This is a genomic window from Chryseobacterium sp. MYb328 (assembly GCF_037572595.1).
GTDB classification, from domain to species: Bacteria; Bacteroidota; Bacteroidia; order Flavobacteriales; family Weeksellaceae; genus Chryseobacterium; species Chryseobacterium pennae.
In genome coordinates this window covers 58,098-74,560 of the sequence record NZ_JBBGZQ010000020.1, presented here as the reverse complement: position 1 = coordinate 74,560, position 16,463 = coordinate 58,098, and the positions used below count along the sequence as shown (strand labels likewise).

General features: G+C 36.3%; 16 protein-coding genes. 4 read left to right on the top strand and 12 right to left on the bottom strand.

What is annotated here, in order from left to right; genetic code table 11:
• Positions 1–6: 6 nt before the first annotated feature.
• The 4 genes from WH267_RS18210 to WH267_RS18195 all read right to left on the bottom strand — a co-directional run bounded on the left by WH267_RS18210 (position 7) and on the right by WH267_RS18195 (position 2,139).
• A complete protein-coding gene (locus WH267_RS18210; RefSeq protein ID WP_340010101.1) occupies positions 7–402 on the bottom strand; it encodes a DoxX family protein in 396 nt (131 codons plus the stop codon).
• A 444-nt stretch (positions 403–846) separates the two neighbouring features.
• The gene (locus WH267_RS18205; RefSeq protein WP_340010100.1) at positions 847–1,350 is read right to left on the bottom strand and encodes a TlpA family protein disulfide reductase; all 504 of its coding nucleotides are present in this window, start codon (positions 1,348–1,350) and stop codon (positions 847–849) included.
• A gap of 1 nt (position 1,351) precedes the next feature.
• Positions 1,352–1,780, bottom strand: coding sequence for a rhodanese-like domain-containing protein (locus WH267_RS18200; protein ID WP_340010099.1), 429 nt, complete (start codon positions 1,778–1,780; stop codon positions 1,352–1,354).
• Between the two features lie 83 nt (positions 1,781–1,863).
• Positions 1,864–2,139 carry a hypothetical protein gene (locus WH267_RS18195; RefSeq protein WP_123319122.1) on the bottom strand — a complete coding sequence of 92 codons (276 nt, stop codon included), beginning with the start codon at positions 2,137–2,139 and terminating at the stop codon, positions 1,864–1,866.
• Between the two features lie 127 nt (positions 2,140–2,266).
• Here WH267_RS18195 and WH267_RS18190 point away from each other — a divergent pair, with 127 nt between their 5' ends.
• The 3 genes from WH267_RS18190 to WH267_RS18180 all read left to right on the top strand — a co-directional run bounded on the left by WH267_RS18190 (position 2,267) and on the right by WH267_RS18180 (position 5,986).
• Entirely contained in the window at positions 2,267–3,367 is a 1,101-nt protein-coding gene (locus WH267_RS18190; RefSeq protein WP_340010098.1) for a hypothetical protein, read from the top strand.
• Between the two features lie 128 nt (positions 3,368–3,495).
• Positions 3,496–5,160 carry an FAD-binding dehydrogenase gene (locus WH267_RS18185; RefSeq protein WP_340010097.1) on the top strand — a complete coding sequence of 555 codons (1,665 nt, stop codon included), beginning with the start codon at positions 3,496–3,498 and terminating at the stop codon, positions 5,158–5,160.
• Positions 5,161–5,182: 22 nt separating this feature from the next.
• Complete coding sequence (locus WH267_RS18180; protein WP_340010096.1) at positions 5,183–5,986, top strand: SDR family oxidoreductase; 804 nt, start codon at positions 5,183–5,185, stop codon at positions 5,984–5,986.
• A 98-nt stretch (positions 5,987–6,084) separates the two neighbouring features.
• On the opposite strand, the gene WH267_RS18175 is transcribed toward WH267_RS18180, so the two are convergent.
• Positions 6,085–7,689, bottom strand: a complete 1,605-nt coding sequence (locus WH267_RS18175) for a T9SS type A sorting domain-containing protein (protein ID WP_115972888.1) — start codon at positions 7,687–7,689, stop codon at positions 6,085–6,087.
• Positions 7,690–7,968: 279 nt separating this feature from the next.
• Here WH267_RS18175 and WH267_RS18170 point away from each other — a divergent pair, with 279 nt between their 5' ends.
• Positions 7,969–8,892 carry an alpha/beta hydrolase gene (locus WH267_RS18170; RefSeq protein WP_445223280.1) on the top strand — a complete coding sequence of 308 codons (924 nt, stop codon included), beginning with the start codon at positions 7,969–7,971 and terminating at the stop codon, positions 8,890–8,892.
• A 180-nt stretch (positions 8,893–9,072) separates the two neighbouring features.
• Here the strand turns inward: WH267_RS18170 and WH267_RS18165 are convergent, their stop codons facing one another.
• From WH267_RS18165 to WH267_RS18135, 7 genes are all read right to left on the bottom strand, one after another.
• On the bottom strand, positions 9,073–9,873 hold the full coding sequence (locus WH267_RS18165) for a phosphatase PAP2 family protein (RefSeq protein ID WP_340010095.1): 801 nt from the start codon (positions 9,871–9,873) through the stop codon (positions 9,073–9,075).
• 20 nt (positions 9,874–9,893) lie between these two features.
• The gene (locus WH267_RS18160; protein ID WP_340010094.1) at positions 9,894–12,311 is read right to left on the bottom strand and encodes a TonB-dependent receptor domain-containing protein; all 2,418 of its coding nucleotides are present in this window, start codon (positions 12,309–12,311) and stop codon (positions 9,894–9,896) included.
• A gap of 36 nt (positions 12,312–12,347) precedes the next feature.
• Positions 12,348–13,100, bottom strand: coding sequence for a COG4705 family protein (locus WH267_RS18155; protein WP_115972885.1), 753 nt, complete (start codon positions 13,098–13,100; stop codon positions 12,348–12,350).
• Between the two features lie 113 nt (positions 13,101–13,213).
• Entirely contained in the window at positions 13,214–13,444 is a 231-nt protein-coding gene (locus WH267_RS18150) for a hypothetical protein (RefSeq protein WP_340010093.1), read from the bottom strand.
• Between the two features lie 38 nt (positions 13,445–13,482).
• Positions 13,483–14,250: a sulfite exporter TauE/SafE family protein gene (locus WH267_RS18145; protein WP_340010092.1), complete on the bottom strand. Its 768-nt coding sequence runs from the start codon at positions 14,248–14,250 to the stop codon at positions 13,483–13,485.
• A gap of 93 nt (positions 14,251–14,343) precedes the next feature.
• Positions 14,344–15,636 carry a PorY family sensor histidine kinase gene (locus WH267_RS18140; protein WP_340010091.1) on the bottom strand — a complete coding sequence of 431 codons (1,293 nt, stop codon included), beginning with the start codon at positions 15,634–15,636 and terminating at the stop codon, positions 14,344–14,346.
• A gap of 140 nt (positions 15,637–15,776) precedes the next feature.
• Positions 15,777–16,451 (bottom strand): response regulator transcription factor, encoded by a 675-nt coding sequence (locus WH267_RS18135; RefSeq protein ID WP_340010090.1) that lies wholly within the window; start codon positions 16,449–16,451, stop codon positions 15,777–15,779.
• Positions 16,452–16,463 lie beyond the last annotated feature (12 nt).

The following is a 16,463-nucleotide window of genomic DNA, read 5'->3' as shown; positions in this document are numbered from 1 at the left end:
ATCAAATTACAATATTTTTGTTGATCCTTTTTTTAAACGAACTTCAGGATACATGAGATTGATAAAAGAAAATATCAAAAGAATATTAAATTCAATTCCATTGCTTCCGCCTCCTACCACAAACCAGCCATTCCCCCAATGAATATAATAAATTCCAAAAATCAAAATGATGATATTACTGATGGCAACCGGTTGTATACAACGATCCAGCCAAAGTAATGGAACTGAAACAAGATGTGTCAGTTTTATTACCCACGCAAGGTATAATCCTATAGGTGCATACCCTATGGTATTAAGATAATTGATTCCAAAATTATTAACATCGCCACTAAAAATAGAAATGACACTATGCATAAGTAAGATAACAGACAATGCAAATCTGAGGTAGAAGTTCTTTTTCATGAATCTAAGGTAGATATCATGAAGAAATATTTGTTTTTATTGTATATGAATTGCTTCTAACAGCATATGAAATTCTTTTCCATTTTTTGAAAATGAATATTCAAAGTATTCTAACCTGTTTTGTCTCTGATGGTTACCAAATATTTTCCTTTATTTATCTTCTATTATTAACTAATTGTTACTTATTTAAAAGCAAAGATTAACATATTAATTATTCCCTTAATTGTGATTTTTGTGAATTTATTCCTTACTTTTACCGCATTAATTCAAGAAATTAATAAAACTTGACTGAAAAAAACTTATCAATCGGGAATGTCTTCCCTCTATAACTTTCTGATTGATAACAACAGCTAAATCAGCTCCGATTCTAATGCACAAACAACTGTCAAAAAACAAAAAGAGTGGCCACCCTGACCACTCTTTTGTATCGTTATTCTTCCGATCTTAATTCTGATCTAAACTTTTCTTTAAAAATTCTTCAAGCTCCTTTTCATGAAGGTTTTTAGCGATGATGGTTCCTTCCCCATCAATAATAACATTGAAAGGCAGTTCATCTATTTCATAGGCTTTTGCTACAGGGCTTTTCCAGAATTTTAAATCACTGATCTGTATCCAGTTGATACTAAATCGATCGATCGCTTTCTGCCAGCTCTCTTTATTTTTATCCAGAGAAACACCCAGGATTTCAAATTTATTAGCTTTTACCTGATCAGAATAGGTGTCATATAGCTTTTTCAATTCCGGTTGCTCTCCTACACACGGAGCACACCAGGTAGCCCAGAAATCAACAAGAACCAATTTCCCCTTTAAGCTTGAAAGCGAAAATGGAGATCCATCTGCTTGAGACATTACTATTTCAGGAGCCTTCTTCCCTATTTCGATCTTATTTTGAGCGAATGTATATCCTGAAAACAGGATGAAAAATAATAGGATGAAATTTGTTTTCATATTAATCATTTGTAGGATAATCTTTATCCAGCCAATCCGTTTTTATGTTTTTAGGAAGATTTAAAAGTTGAGCATTTTTAAAACCCATTTCCATCAATAAATTAAATGCAGGACGAATATTCGGGCATTTTACGAAAGGACAGCATCCACAATAGATTACAATTTCCTTATTTTTAGGAATGTCTTTAAGATAAGTTCTTAATTTTTCCAGATTCTCAGGCTCATGAGTAGGGCCAATATCTACAGAACCTTTAATAATAGCCTCAGGCCCTACAGAAATGATTAATAAATCCTTGGTTTTATGTTTTACAATTCTGGAGGCCAATAATGCCGGATCCATCAGCTGACTATCTTTCCACGGATTTTGTGTTTGCTGTGCCTGGCTGAAAACGGAGCAGACAAAGCACACCATCATAAACAAATACTTCATACTTCTATTTTTCACAAATATATAAATGATTTGTTGAATTTTAAAAGGTTTCAGGACTGTATTTTCCGGCAATTACCAGGGTTTTAGAGGGTTTTATTCTTTTTAGGAGTGATATGAATGACATTGGCAGCTCCCGGTTCAATGATCAATCGGGTTCCGGAACCTCTCTCCTGTTCCCTACCTTGAATAGCAGAACCGGTTGCTAAGGTCAGTTTTCCTTGAAAAACAGGATGTGGTGGGATCAGTGATATTTCAATATCCTCTTCTTCGAGCTGTATAATAATGGATGCAGCATCAATGCTGTGGCGGGTTCCGTCTTTATCTACTGCAAATATTGGATAAGGTTTAGTTTCTTCCATTGTAACATGATTTTTAACAAAGATAAAACTTCAGATGAATTTCTCTTTTTTGTATTTTAGTAGAGAAAAACAAATCATAGTAAGGCTTAGCTATGATTTAAGGTAATTTAAAAGTATTTTTTATTCTATGAAAATGAATCCTCCTGAGCACTGGGCAAATTTTATTAAGGCTTTTACCAAAAAATACAAAGACGAGATTATTTTTGATGTAGTCCGTGTGTTTCGTACAGTAGAAGAGATACAGGAACGTTATGATACTTATGAATTTGGGGAATATATTTCCGAATATCTTCCGGTGGCAGACGATTCCGGTGGGCAGGTTGCTGTTATTTCCAAAGATGCAGGAAATACAAAAGTGTACCTGAGTTCGTATGGAGTATTGCAGGAAAAAGATTTTGAAGTACTGGATCGCGATCTGATGCACTGGATGCAGCGGAAATTTCCTTTTGAAAGAAAACAGAATGCAGTTTCGGAGGCTAACCTTGAGAGAAAGCAAAATGAAAATACTATTTTAGCTCAAAAAATAGCTTCTTTCCCCTCTATTCTGCAGTTTTTGAAAGAACCAGCCATTATTGAAGGACTTGCGTTGCCGGAAAATTATACTTCTGCAGAACATATTTATTATTTTCAGGATGGATATCATTATAACTCAGTAGAAAATAAAGACCTGACGAGTGATGTGCCGGGAGAATTTAAATCAGATTGGATTGTTCTGGCTTCCAATTATTTTGCAGATCCTTTTTTTATTGATCTAAATGAGGCTAAAGATGATTTTCCGGTCTATTTCGCCTATCACGGTCAGGGAGTTTGGGAGCCTGTAAAAATAGCCGAAAGTTTAAGTACATTTCAGGAAATACTGCATGAAATTCAGAATCTAAGATTTGATAAAGAAGCATTAATTCAATATTTTGATGAAAATATAGATCTTGAAAATCCTTTATGGAAAGAAGTCTATACAAGTATTGAAGAAGAAGAATCAGAAGTACCAATAGAAACTTATGAATCAATAGGTTCAGAAGTCAATTTGTATATTACGGATATAGGACCCAATAAAATGAAGGTTATTGCATTACTGAAGAAACAATTCGGGCTCTCAGGATCAGAAGCACTTGAACTCAGTAAAAAACCTAAAATATTGTTCAGAACCGGATACAGAAAATGGCTGGAATATGATGCTAAACAATTGGAAGATCTCGGTGCTATAGTTGAATTTGAAACTTTGGATTAAAAGATCTTCAATATTGTAAGTCTCTGGTATCTTAATAATTTCTTATTGTTTTTGAAAGGGTTGTATGTATTTAAATACAAATATTTTATACATTTATATAAAGTATTGTGAATAAAAAACACCTTATCATGGAAGAAATATTCCAGCCTGATGCCATAATCATAGGATCCGGATTGGCAGGACTTACAGCAGCAATGGAAATTACAAATGTTGGGAAAAAAGTACTGCTTCTGGATCAGGAAACTGAACAGAATATTGGCGGACAGGCTTTCTGGTCATTCGGGGGACTTTTCCTGATTAATTCACCCCAGCAACGGCGAGTGGGAATTAAAGATTCTTATGAATTGGCTTTACAGGACTGGAAAGGGACTGCAGGTTTTGATCGTGATGAAGATTATTGGCCCCGAAAATGGGCAGAAGCCTATCTTAAATTTGCTGCAGGGGAAAAGTATGAGTACATTTCCAAAATGGGCATCAGACTGATGTTTATGGTAGGTTGGGCAGAACGTGGTGACGGATCTGCCAGCGGGCACGGAAACTCTGTCCCCCGTTTTCATGTGAGCTGGGGAACCGGTACAGGAGTAATAAAACCTTTTGTAGAAAAAGCATATGAAGTCAAAGAAAAAGGGCTGCTGCAAATGAAATTCCGGCACAGAGTGACGGAACTGACTGTAGAAAACAGAAAAGTAACCGGTCTGAAAGGTGATATTCTCGAAAATGATACTCAGGAAAGAGGGGTTGCTACCAATAGAAACATCATCTCCCAATTTGAATATTCTGCACCTCACATTATCATTGCCTCAGGAGGTATCGGTGCCAATCATGAATTGGTAAGGAAAAACTGGCCCGAAAGGCTGGGTACCCCTCCGGAAAATATGGTTTGTGGTGTTCCGGCCTATGTAGATGGTAAAATGATTGGTATTGCTGAAAATGCAGATGCCAGTATCATCAATCGTGACAGGATGTGGCATTACACAGAAGGGTTGCAAAATTGGGCACCTATCTGGCCCAATCATGGAATCAGGATATTGCCGGGACCTTCCTCATTGTGGTTTGATGCTAAGGGAAATCGTCTCCCCGCTCCTTTTCTTCCAGGATTTGATACGCTGGGAACATTGAAATACATTCAGGATACAGGATATTCTTATTCCTGGTTTATTCTGACCCAAAAAATCATCAAAAAAGAATTTGCTCTATCCGGTTCAGAACAGAATCCGGATATTACCAATAGAGACTATGCTCTTTTTCTGAAGAGAATTTTTGGAAAGAAAGCTCCCGGCCCTGTTGAAGCTTTTAAAAAGCATGGAAAAGATTTCATCGTTTCAGACAATCTGAAAGATCTTGTAGAAAGAATGAATCAGCTGGCGGGCAACCACCTCCTGAATTATGAAAAAATAAAATCTCAGATCGAAGCCAGAGACAGGGAGCTTGATAATAAGTTTTCAAAAGATACGCAGATTAACTACATCAGAAGCACCAGAAGTTACCTGGGAGATAAGCTTGGAAGAGTTGCTGCTCCCCATAAGATCCTCTCTTCTGAAAACGGACCTTTGATTGCGGTAAAGCTGAATATTTTAACAAGAAAAACACTTGGCGGAATAAAAACCAATCTGAACGGACAGGTTTTAAGAGATGATGACAGTATCATTGAAGGACTTTATGCAGCAGGGGAAGTGGCAGGATTTGGAGGTGGCGGAATGCATGGTTACCGGGCCTTGGAAGGGACATTTCTCGGTGGGTGTATTTTCTCAGGAATGAAAGCCGGAAAGTATATTGCTGGGTTAAAAGAATAATTCAAATGGATAAAAGCACAGAATGAGCAATTATTATAACGATAAAGTAATCTGGATTACAGGAGCATCATCGGGAATTGGTGAAGCTCTGGTAAAAGAATTGGTACAAACAAGCAATGCTAAAATTATTCTTTCCTCAAGAAATGAAGAACAGCTTTATGAAGTGGCGGAGAGTGCCGGGCTTACTGTTAACAGATATACTGTAATTCCTTTAGATCTGAAGAACTATAAAGAAATGCCTGAAATAGCAGCCAAAGCCAAGGCTGCATTTGGAAAAATAGATATTCTGATTAATAATGCAGGATTATCACAACGTTCTCTGGCTATGGAAACCGATATAGAAGTAGATAAACGCTTAATGGATGTTGATTTTATAGGGACAGTGGCATTAACCAAAGCCGTGGTTCCTTATATGATTCAAAATAAAGGCGGACAGATTGCTGTAGTTTCAAGCCTTATGGGAATATTCGGAGCTCCGATGCGCAGTGGTTATGCAGCTGCAAAACATGCACTTCATGGTTTTTTTGATGCTCTCCGCGCAGAATTATATGCTCAAAACATTTCAATAACGATAATCTGCCCTGGGTTTATACAAACCAATATATCCATTCATGCAGTAACCGGTGACGGATCAAAACAAGGAACAATGGACGATGCTACCAATAACGGAATGCCTGTGGATATTTTCGCCAAAAAAATGCTGTATGCCATTGAAAAAAAGAAAAATCAAAAAGCCATTGGTGGCAAAGAAATATTAGGAGTTTATCTGAAAAGGTTCTTCCCTGCGCTGTTAGCAAAAATCATCCGAAAAGCAAAAGTAGTCTGAAAGAAAATTTTAGAATGAATGAGATAAGGATGCAGTTTATAATATAAAACCCCACACTTGAAGTGTGGGGTTTATTTGGGTCAATATTTAATGTAAAATTATTCTATAATGAATTTTTTAGTTATTTTTTGTGTACCACCTTGTACGGTTAAAAAATAAACTCCTTTTTCAAGATGACTTGTATTAATTTTTGTTCTTAGTCCTTCTAATTTCTGCTGATGCACTGTTTTTCCTAACATATCTGTAATCACAACCTGCATAGAAGGGGTAAAATAATCAACCTTTAAGGTAATATAATCTTTTGCCGGATTAGGGAAAACATTAGCTGTAACTACAATATCTTTCGAAACCTCGTTTGTTGCCAGATTCTCCGGAGCGAGTTTTACTACCCAGACATCATCATTTCCTTGATTAACGGTTAGATCACCATTGTTTGAATTAGAACCTCCGGCAATTATATATCCCCCATCTGCTGTTTGAATAACAGAGTTTGCATCATCAACTCCTGATCCTCCCAAGCATTTTTGCCATTGAATATTTCCTGTAGCACCCAGTTTTACAGCCCAATAATCATAAGAAGAAGGCACTTCTCCTGAACCTGAACCTGTAGATGGATGATATCCTGTCACCTGGCCGTCATTTGAAGCTGTACTTCCTACAACCAAATACCCGCCATCATTTGTCTGAATGACAGAAGAGGCAAAGTCAGCTTTGCTTCCCCCCAAAGCTTTTTGCCATTGAATATTTCCTGTGGCATCTATTTTTACAACCCAGTAATCAGTTCCATCATGATTTCCGGTTACATCTCCGTCATTAGAAAATGCATGACCTGCTACAATAAACCCTCCATCTGAAGTTTTTGCAAGAGATGTTGCTAAGTCCTGGTGTGAGCCACCTAAAGATTTTTTCCAGTAAATTACTCCACCATCTGAATTCAGTTTTATGATCCAATAATCTTTCCCTCCATGGTTTTCTGTTACATCACCATTATTGTTTTCGGCATATCCGGCAACTACGTATCCGCCATCTGTAGTCTGAACAACAGAACCGGCCCGGTCATCTCCTGTTCCCCCTAAAGATTTTTTCCATTGAACATTTCCATCCGAATTTATTTTTACGATCCAATAATCTATATAACCATTATTTCCGGGTACATCACCGGTATTATTTGAAGAAGAACTTCCCACAAATATATATCCACCATCTGTTGTTGGGACTATTTCATTGATTGTATCATAATTTGTTCCTCCAAAAGCTTTTTTCCAATAAGTAACGCCGGCATCAGAATTTAATTTTAAAACCCATCCATCCGTAAACCCATGATTGCCTGTCACATCACCATTGTTTGAATCAGAATTTCCGGCAACCACATATCCACCATCTGTAGTCTGAATAACTGAAGTGGCTCTGTCATCTCCAGTTCCTCCAAAAGTTTTTTGCCATTGAAGACCTCCTGTAGAATTTAATTTTAAGAGCCAGTAATCTGAATTTCCGTGATTTCCGGTAACATGACCGTTAGTTGAGTTAGACGATGCAGCAATCATATATCCACCATCTGCTGTCTGTATGATAGAACTTGCATAGTCACTTCCGGTGCCTCCAAAAGATTTTTGCCACTGTATGGACGGAGCTTGTGCCATAGCAAAGCCCGAAAAAAAAATACCGGCCAATACAGGTAGTGTTTTTTTGTAATTGAATTTCATGGTTTTTTTAGTTTATTTGAATTAGAAGAGTAAAAATATAATTTGTAAAGGAATAAACATTCATATTTTAAAATTTTTTAACGTCATTGTTAGATTAATAATTCTGAATGTAAATTAATCTTGTTTTAAAATAAACACCAGGTCTTTCGAAACCTGAAGGTTTTTCTATCAGTAAAATGTATCCGTTTTCAGGTAATATGTTTACCTGCTTTGAAAATGAATGCCTGTACATTTGTATCATAAAATAATCACAGTGTTAATCACTAAAAAACAAGTATTATGATTCAATCAGTAACATTCAAAAATCTTAACTGGGACGTTGCAGCAGATCTCTATTTCCCTCCTAATTTTGACGAAAATAAAAAATATGCAGCCATCATTAGTGGCCATCCAATAGGAAGCTGTAAAGAACAAACTTCCGGAAATGTGTATGGACAGGCATTGGCAGATGCAGGATTTGTAGTGCTGGCATTTGATGCATCATTTCAGGGAGCGAGTGGCGGAGATATCCGTTTCATTGAAGATCCCACATTAAGAGTGGAAGATTTCCGTTGTGCCTGCGATTATCTTGTAACCCTTCCCTATGTAGATGAAAAACGTATCGGGGTATTGGGAATTTGTGGTGGCGGTGGTTATGCGATCAACGCAGCTATGACAGAACGTCGTATCAAGGCTGTAGGAAGCATTACAGGAGCTAATTATGGAAGACTTTGGAGAGAAGCATTTGGAAGCTGGAACCCTATTGATGCGTTGGAGAAGATTGCGGAACAACGTACAGCAGAAGCAAGAGGAGCAGAAAGACGTATTGACCAATTTCTACCACCATCTGTAGAAGCTGGGAAAGCAGCTGGAATCAAGGATATTGATGTATTGGAAGCTACAGAATATTACAAAACCTCAAGAGGGGAAAAACCACACGGAGCGACCAGTTATCTATATTCCCGAAGCAGTGCCGCAGTGGGCTGGGATGCTTTTTATCTTGCAGAGGTATTACTCACACAACCATTAATGGTAGTAATTGGGGATAAGCCCGGAGGTTTTGGAGCGTACAGAGATGGCCTGGAGATTATAAGAAGAGCCAGATCAGAGAAAAAGGAACTTGTGATTGCGGAAGGATGGTCACATTACGAACTGTATGATCAGCCGGAGCCTGTAAAAATAGCATTGGATAAATTGATCCCTTTTTACAGGGAAAATTTGTAATATATTATCTATTAATAGACAATGTTTTTAGTTTGAAACAATATGAATCGGCGGCCATAGGCCGCCGATTCACTTTATCAATAAATCAAATGCTTCATTCAAATTTATTTGAATCTTAACTTTAAGATCAATATCCTTAATGGTTAAAAATTAACAAACGTTCAGTTACAAAAGGTTGATTCAGAAATTTCTAACCAATCCTATTCCTACTATTTTATTTTGATAGAAAGGCATAACCATGGTAGAACTTGAGAGGGGTTTAGCTTTATTCTTTCCACGAAGGATAGTATCGATCCTTGGGAAAAGCCAGTAAGCCAGTTCTGTAGAAAGAATTCCAAAGCCGGCGCCGGCAACTACGTCTCCAAGCCAGTGTTTGTCATTCAGCATCCGGTATACTCCTGTAAAAATGGCAAACGGATATCCGGAAAGGCTAAGCCAGAAATTGGTATCCTTATATTCCCTGAACATAAACTGTGCAGAAGAAAATGCTGTGGCAGAGTGCCCGGAAGGAAAATAAAGGGTGTTTGACTGATCGGGTCTCTCTTCTTTGACAAGGTATTTTAAAGGCATGGTAAATGCCGCAGAAATCAGTTGTGAAGAAGCATAAATGATAGTACGGTCTCTTAGATTATGTTTTCCTTTTATTCCTATGGCATTCAATCCGTATACCATTACTGCAGGAACATATTGGGTATAATTATCCAGGTTCATTGGTGCCGGTTGGTGTTCATTAATCTCTGTACGGGTAGAAAAATTAAGTTGTTTGAGCTTATCTGTTGTTAAGCCTGCTACTCCATACGCAATGAATGCTGTAGGAAGAATCAGACTTTTATAATTCAGCTTACTTGTATGGATACCAGACAAACTATCTTTTTTAGACTCATCAACCATAATAGTATCATTATTCTGAGCATTGATTTTACTGATAACAGAGGTGAAAATCAGTAGATAGATGAGTAATTTTTGACAGGACCTTTTCATTTTACGTAGATTGTTTTATATTAAAACTTATAGCTGTATCCCAGTCTTACAACCTGGGTTTCATAATAATCATTGCTGGTATATGCAAACCCCATCCCTTGAATATTTTTCTTAATAACCATTGTGTTGAGGAGATCAGAGGCATTTAAGAAAAGCTCCCCTTTTCCTTTCTGAATTGCTTTTTTCAACCCAATATCCATGGTGAACCTTTCTTTTATTTTTCCCTGAGGAATAACATCCGGGGCCAGATAAACAGCTGTAAGCTGAATATTCAGTCCTTTTGAAAAACGAAAGATGTTATTCACCTTGATATTTCCGGAAACAGCGTTCTGCCTGTCTGCTGAAAATATATTAGGCTGAGGATATAGATTTTGAACTGTAAATGCATTGATCTGGTTACGATAGATATTTCCATTGATATTGAATGAGTAGACATCCGAAACCTTTTGATTCCAGATTGCTTCTAATCCTGTATTATAGCTTTTACCGGCATTTTGAAAAATCGCATAGATCAGATTACTGCCTGGTACAATACTCGAGATCCGGGTAATTGTACCATTGGCAAAGCGATGATATATGGCAGAATATAAATATCCATTATCCCAATTATATTTATATCCCAATTCAATAGAGTTGGTAAATTGTGGCCTTAATGCAGGATTTCCAACCTTAATGATTTCGGCATCATCATATTTTGGAAATATTCTGATATCCACTTCATTCGGACGGTCTACTCTCCTGTTATAGAACACTGAAAACTTGTTATGGTCATTCAGTTTATAGGCTAGTCTAAAATTGGGAAATGGCTGAGTATAATGGTATCCATCACTTTTATACGTTGGATGATTAGGATTCACATCATATTCAATTCTTACATATTCCAGCCTTAGCCCAAGCTCAGCCTCCCATTTTTCATCCTCAAAAATATAGTTTCCATAAACAGCAGGAATAAATTCTTTATAGTCAGCTTTACCACCGGCAGATGCATCCAATACTGAATTTGTTCCGGGAATAAAGTTCATATTGGTAGGAATACTTCTGCTTCTCAGTTTAATACCTGTTTCAATTCTGCCATATTTTAAAGGTTTTATATAATCTACATTGAAATCATAAACCTGTTCATCTGATAAGAGTTTGAAAGCATCAGTTCCGGTAGATGCCGGTAAATAATTATCATAGAAATATTTTTCATCCTCCCTGTGAAAAGTATAATTGAATCCAACATTTAATAAATGACCTGCTTCTTTAAATTTATGCTGATAAGAAGCACTCCCCATTATGGTCGTTTTCAGCTCATCTTCCAGAAATTGCCACAAACGAAGGCGCTGAGACTTATCTCCATTGAAAAATGGCTGATCTCCACGATCTATAATTTTTTCACTTCCGTACATTCCTGAAATAGTTAAAGTATTCTGGGCGTCAATATTCCAGTCTAATCCTGCTTTTGTGTTAAAGAAGTTGGTATTTCTGTTTCTTTTCAATTGAGAGTTAATAACCGTTCCGTTATCGTAATTACGGGTTACAAATTCATTTTTATTGAGAGTTTCTGTGTATAAATTATCAGCCTGTAGAAATAGATTGATCTTATTTTTTCTGTAATTAAGAGAAAGAGACGGATTAATTTTTGGAGTCAGTGTATATTGAGGCCTGATGGTTGGCAAGTTGTCTTTTCTTACCCACAATGAGCCCAGACCTGCTGTAAACCCTATTTTTCCGTTCCAGCCATTCTGTTTGTTTTTCTTCATGATAATATTGATGATTCCAGCATTTCCGTTGGCATCATACTTTGAAGAAGGATTGTTGATAATCTCAATCTTCTCAATGGCTGAAGACGGAATATTATCAAGTCCGGTCTGGCTTCCAAATCCCGTAAGGGCGGTCTGCTTACCATCAATAAGAACGGTTACCTTATCATTTCCTCTCAATTGTACTTTTCCGTCCTGTACAGTAATCCCGGGAAGATTCTGCATACTCTGCAATACTGATCCTCCACTTTGGCTGATATTATCCGCTACAGAATAGGTTTTTTTATCAAGTTTGTTATCCAGTTCATTTTTTTTAGAAGCAGATATAACGACTTCTTCAATTGTTGTTTCTTTTTTTTGTTTTTGATTGAGTTCTATCGGCGGAATTTCTAAAAACTCAGAAAGGCCTCCAATAAAAACAGATTGTTTATGCGTATTATATCCTGCGATGGAAGCCTCCAGTAAGTAATGATCTGGTTTAACTCCGCTAATAGAAAACCTTCCCTCTTCATTGGTAATTGTTCCGGCAACAAATGCTGTATCTTTTTCCTTTTTTAAAATTATATTGGAATAAGGAATGGCTTCCTTATCCTTAGTAGTTACTTTTCCGGAAAAAGTGACTGAACTTACTTGTGCGGTCACCATAGAAGAAATAGCAACGGTTGGGAAAAGTAAAAATTTTGATCTGTTCATTATAATTGGGGCTTTAATTACTTATTGTATAAAATTTCAGTTTTGAAGATTAGGTTCGTTAATTTGTTTTCTTTGCGAAATAAAAATCATTACGATCATTAAGGCTAGAGATACCAAGGAAGCATTGATTGTTCCCAGATCAAGACCTCCTTTTGTAAGAGGTTTAGTCAAAAGGTCTCCAAAAGTAGCTCCAAACGGTCTGGTCAATACAAAGGCGATCCAAAACAAAACCACATGATTGATCTTTGTAAAATAATGGAGCAGTACAACAATCAGAATGATCAGTCCGGTAATCAAAGCTCCGGTCATATATCCAAGTCCTAAATTATCACTCAAAAAATCCCCAAATGCAGTTCCAAGGCTATTGGAGAATAATATAGCGGTCCAGTAATAGAATTCTTTATTTCTTTCAAATAGGGGGAATACCTCAAGATTACGATACTTTTTATACCATAAAAAAAGCGAAAGTAAAAGCCCGGAAAGAAGTATCAGGCTTCCTGTTAAATATCCGGCTTTCAATGTTCTGTCAATAAAATCTGAAATTTCCGTTCCCAGTGTGGTTGTTGCGATGATAACCAACCAGTACACAGCCGGGATATATTTTTTGACGCTGAGTTGTATTGATAATATAAAGATGAAAAAGAATAAGGTAATGAGGATTCCTTTCGTGTAACCCAAATTCAGGGTCATGGAAATAAAATCACCAAGGGTCTCTCCTAAAGTGGTCGCTACAATTTTCATAAGCCAGAAAAGGATAGTGACTGCTGCTACTTTATTTGCCGTTCTCATTGTATTTATTTTCTTATTGGGTTATAATATTCAGAAGGATAAATTGTATCAATCTGCGAAAAACTCCATGGTAAAACACTGTGTATCTATATTTTATAATTCAGAATATATTATTAAGCTTTGAATTTTGTAAGCACATTGCCTTTATAACAATAAAACTCATGAGAGGTCTTCTTTCCTAATACATATACTTTTTCAATATGAACCTCATCATAATGTTCTATGAGGGTATGATACTTTTCTTTCAGATTTCCGGACAGTTCCTCAGGCTGTACATTTTTCTCTATTTCTATTCCTTCTTGACCTTTATATTCAAGAACCATCCGGGTGTTTCTCCAGGACATTGTATAAACATTTTTATGCCCAGTGGATGAAGAATTAATCACAATCTGATCCTGCTCTGGATAATCTTTCCTGAAGTACTTATCATTAAAGTGATCCCGGAAACAACCATAGCCCCATACCCTATCTTTTTAAACAGGTTTTCACTCAGATGCGGCAGAATATATTTCACGGTATAAGAAGAAAGAATAGCGGCTACTGCAATCGCAATTCCTAACCAAAGAGCAGTATTGGAATATAGCCCTAATGAAATATAAATGATAAGTTTAATAAGATGAAGAAAAATTTCATTAGCCGCACGGGTTGCTACAATTTCCTCTTTTTTAAGTCCGAATTTTAAGTAAAAACGGTTAAAAAGCAATCCTACAGCTCCTGTAATCCCCGAAATAAAACCTGCAGAGAAACCAATAAGAGCCAATGCTGATTTTGGATATTCTTTTCCTGTTTCTTCAATTTTATTTTTAGAAGCAAAAAGCTGCGGCAGATTGGCGATCAGGAAGAATGCTACCATTAGTTGCAGATAATTGGGGTTTACATATTTAATCAGATAGGCACCCAACAGAACAGCCGGAATAGAAAACGGAACAAACCATAAAAATATCTTCCAGTTAATATGTTGTTTAAATACAGCAATTCGGGAAGCTGAACTTGTAAAGGTTCCAATCGTTAGAGAAAAAGGAATCAGTGAGGTAGGAAGCAAAAGATTCAGGATCGGAATCAGAATAAGGCTTGCACCACCTCCACAGATAGCGCTGATCCAGAATGCAAGAATAGTTCCTGCGAATAAAAAAGCAATTTTTAAAATCATTTCTAAATAAAATTTACACTTCAGTACCTAATATTTTCAGTACAAAGATGCCCTCCGATTTAGAATTAATTTTGAATTTTTTAAATTTAAATGTTAAGAAAATAATAAACTAACAGAAAAAATATGATGCCCATTTTCGAATCTGTAATTGATTGTCCAGTGATGAAATTTGCAGATTTCCTGGATAATAGATAAACCAAGTCCGCTTCCATTAGTATCCGCAGATAATTTTGAAAACCTTTTAAATAATAATTCTCCATTCAGCTGTTGAGTTCCTGAATTAGAAACTTCGAACACAGAATTCGTTAATTGAATAGAAATTGTGCCTCCAAAAGCAGTATGGCGGATCGCATTGATGATAAGATTATTTATCATAATCTCTGTAAGGCTGCTGTTTCCATTTACCTTAATAGGGATTATATTTTTCTCTACAGATATGTTTTTCTGTTCAAAATGTTCCTCAAGAATATCAATACTTTGAAGAAGCATCTGGTCAAATGAAATAGTTTCAGAATTATCAAACTGATGATTATCTATTTTAGCAAGTAATAACAGATTTTTATTAATACGGGAACTTCTTGTAAGTGCTTTGTTCATATCCTCAACAATCTCATACTGTTTTTCAGTAAGATCCTGATCCTGTAGCAAAAGATCCAGTTTATTTTTAATGATAGCTAATGGAGTCTGCAGTTCATGGGATGCATTTTCAGTAAACTCTTTCTGGCTTTTATAGACAGAGATATTACGTTCTATCAGCTTTTGAACAGATTGATTCAGCTCTTGAAATTCCATAGTGTCAGAAGTTGGAAATTCAATTTTACTTTGATTGTTAAGGTTAAAAGTTTTGAGCTGATTAAGCGTATCCCTGAAAGGTTTCCAGATGGATGCAGAAAACTTCCTGTTCAGGTAAAGAAGCCCTACCAAAATGACCACAAAGAAGAATATCGTGATCATCGCAATGATACCAATTGTTTCATGAGACTCTTCAATATTGGTCTCTACTGTAAACAGATAAGGTTTTCCATGGATATACACGACCTTTTTCAGGCATCGGTAGCGTTCTTTTTTTTGTTCGGAAATAAATGGCAGATGTTTTTCCGAAATATAAACGCTGTCTTTCCTTATCTGGTTCTGGGTGATTCTTTCAATATCTGTTTCGGGCTGAATATGGTTCCAAAGATCGATACTCCGTTCCAGATTTTCATCAGAAAGCTTTAAATGATTGAATTTATAAGCCGTTTTCTCTACAATAATCTGATTATGCTCATCCAGTTCATTCTGCCAAATGGAGTCCACTACAAAATAATACACGGGAATACTTATCATCAGAACAATAAGTACATAGATAATAAAAGGTTTGGTGGTTTTGCTTAGTAGAGGTTTCAAATTGTATGGTTCAAGGTTTAAAGCTGATCGTTTGAATCGTTTTTACTCTTTGCAATTTAGCATTTTATTTAAGGGGTAAAAATTTGAAAATAGACTGTCATCTGTATCCTTTCAATCATAGCAGGAATATACTTTCTAACCTACGCTTCCCATTTATACCCCGTTCCATATACAGTCTTCAAATAATGTTCACAACCTGCATCATATAGTTTTTTCTTAAGGTTTTTCACATGGGCGTATACAAAATCATGATTATCAAGCATATCAGCAAAATCACCGGAAAGATGTTCTGCCAGTGTACTTTTAGAGATTACTTTGTTTTTATTTCCTATAAAATAGATTAAAAGGTCAAATTCTTTTTTGGTTAAAGAAACAGTTTCATCATTCACGGCTACCGTTTTCGCCAGAAGGTCGATCTGAAGTTCATTTTGTCTGACCACATTAGAACTGCTGAACTGCTTTCTACGGATAATGGAATACACCCTTGCCATAAGCTCAGAAAGGTGAAAAGGCTTGGTAAGATAATCATCAGCTCCCAGCTTCAGACCTTCAATCTTGTCATCCAGAGCATTTTTGGCAGAAATAATAATAACACCATCCTCCTTATTTCGCTTTTTTAATTCCTCCAGAATCTTAAGACCATTCCCATCAGGAAGCATAATATCCAGTAAGATACAGTCATAGTCGAACATTTCTATTTTATTTATGGCTTCACTGAAGGTAACTGCATTTTCACAGAGGTAATTTTCCAAAGATAAATATTCGGAAATACTTTTGGAGAGTTCTGCTTCGTCTTCAACAATTAGAATTTTCATGCGATAAATCTA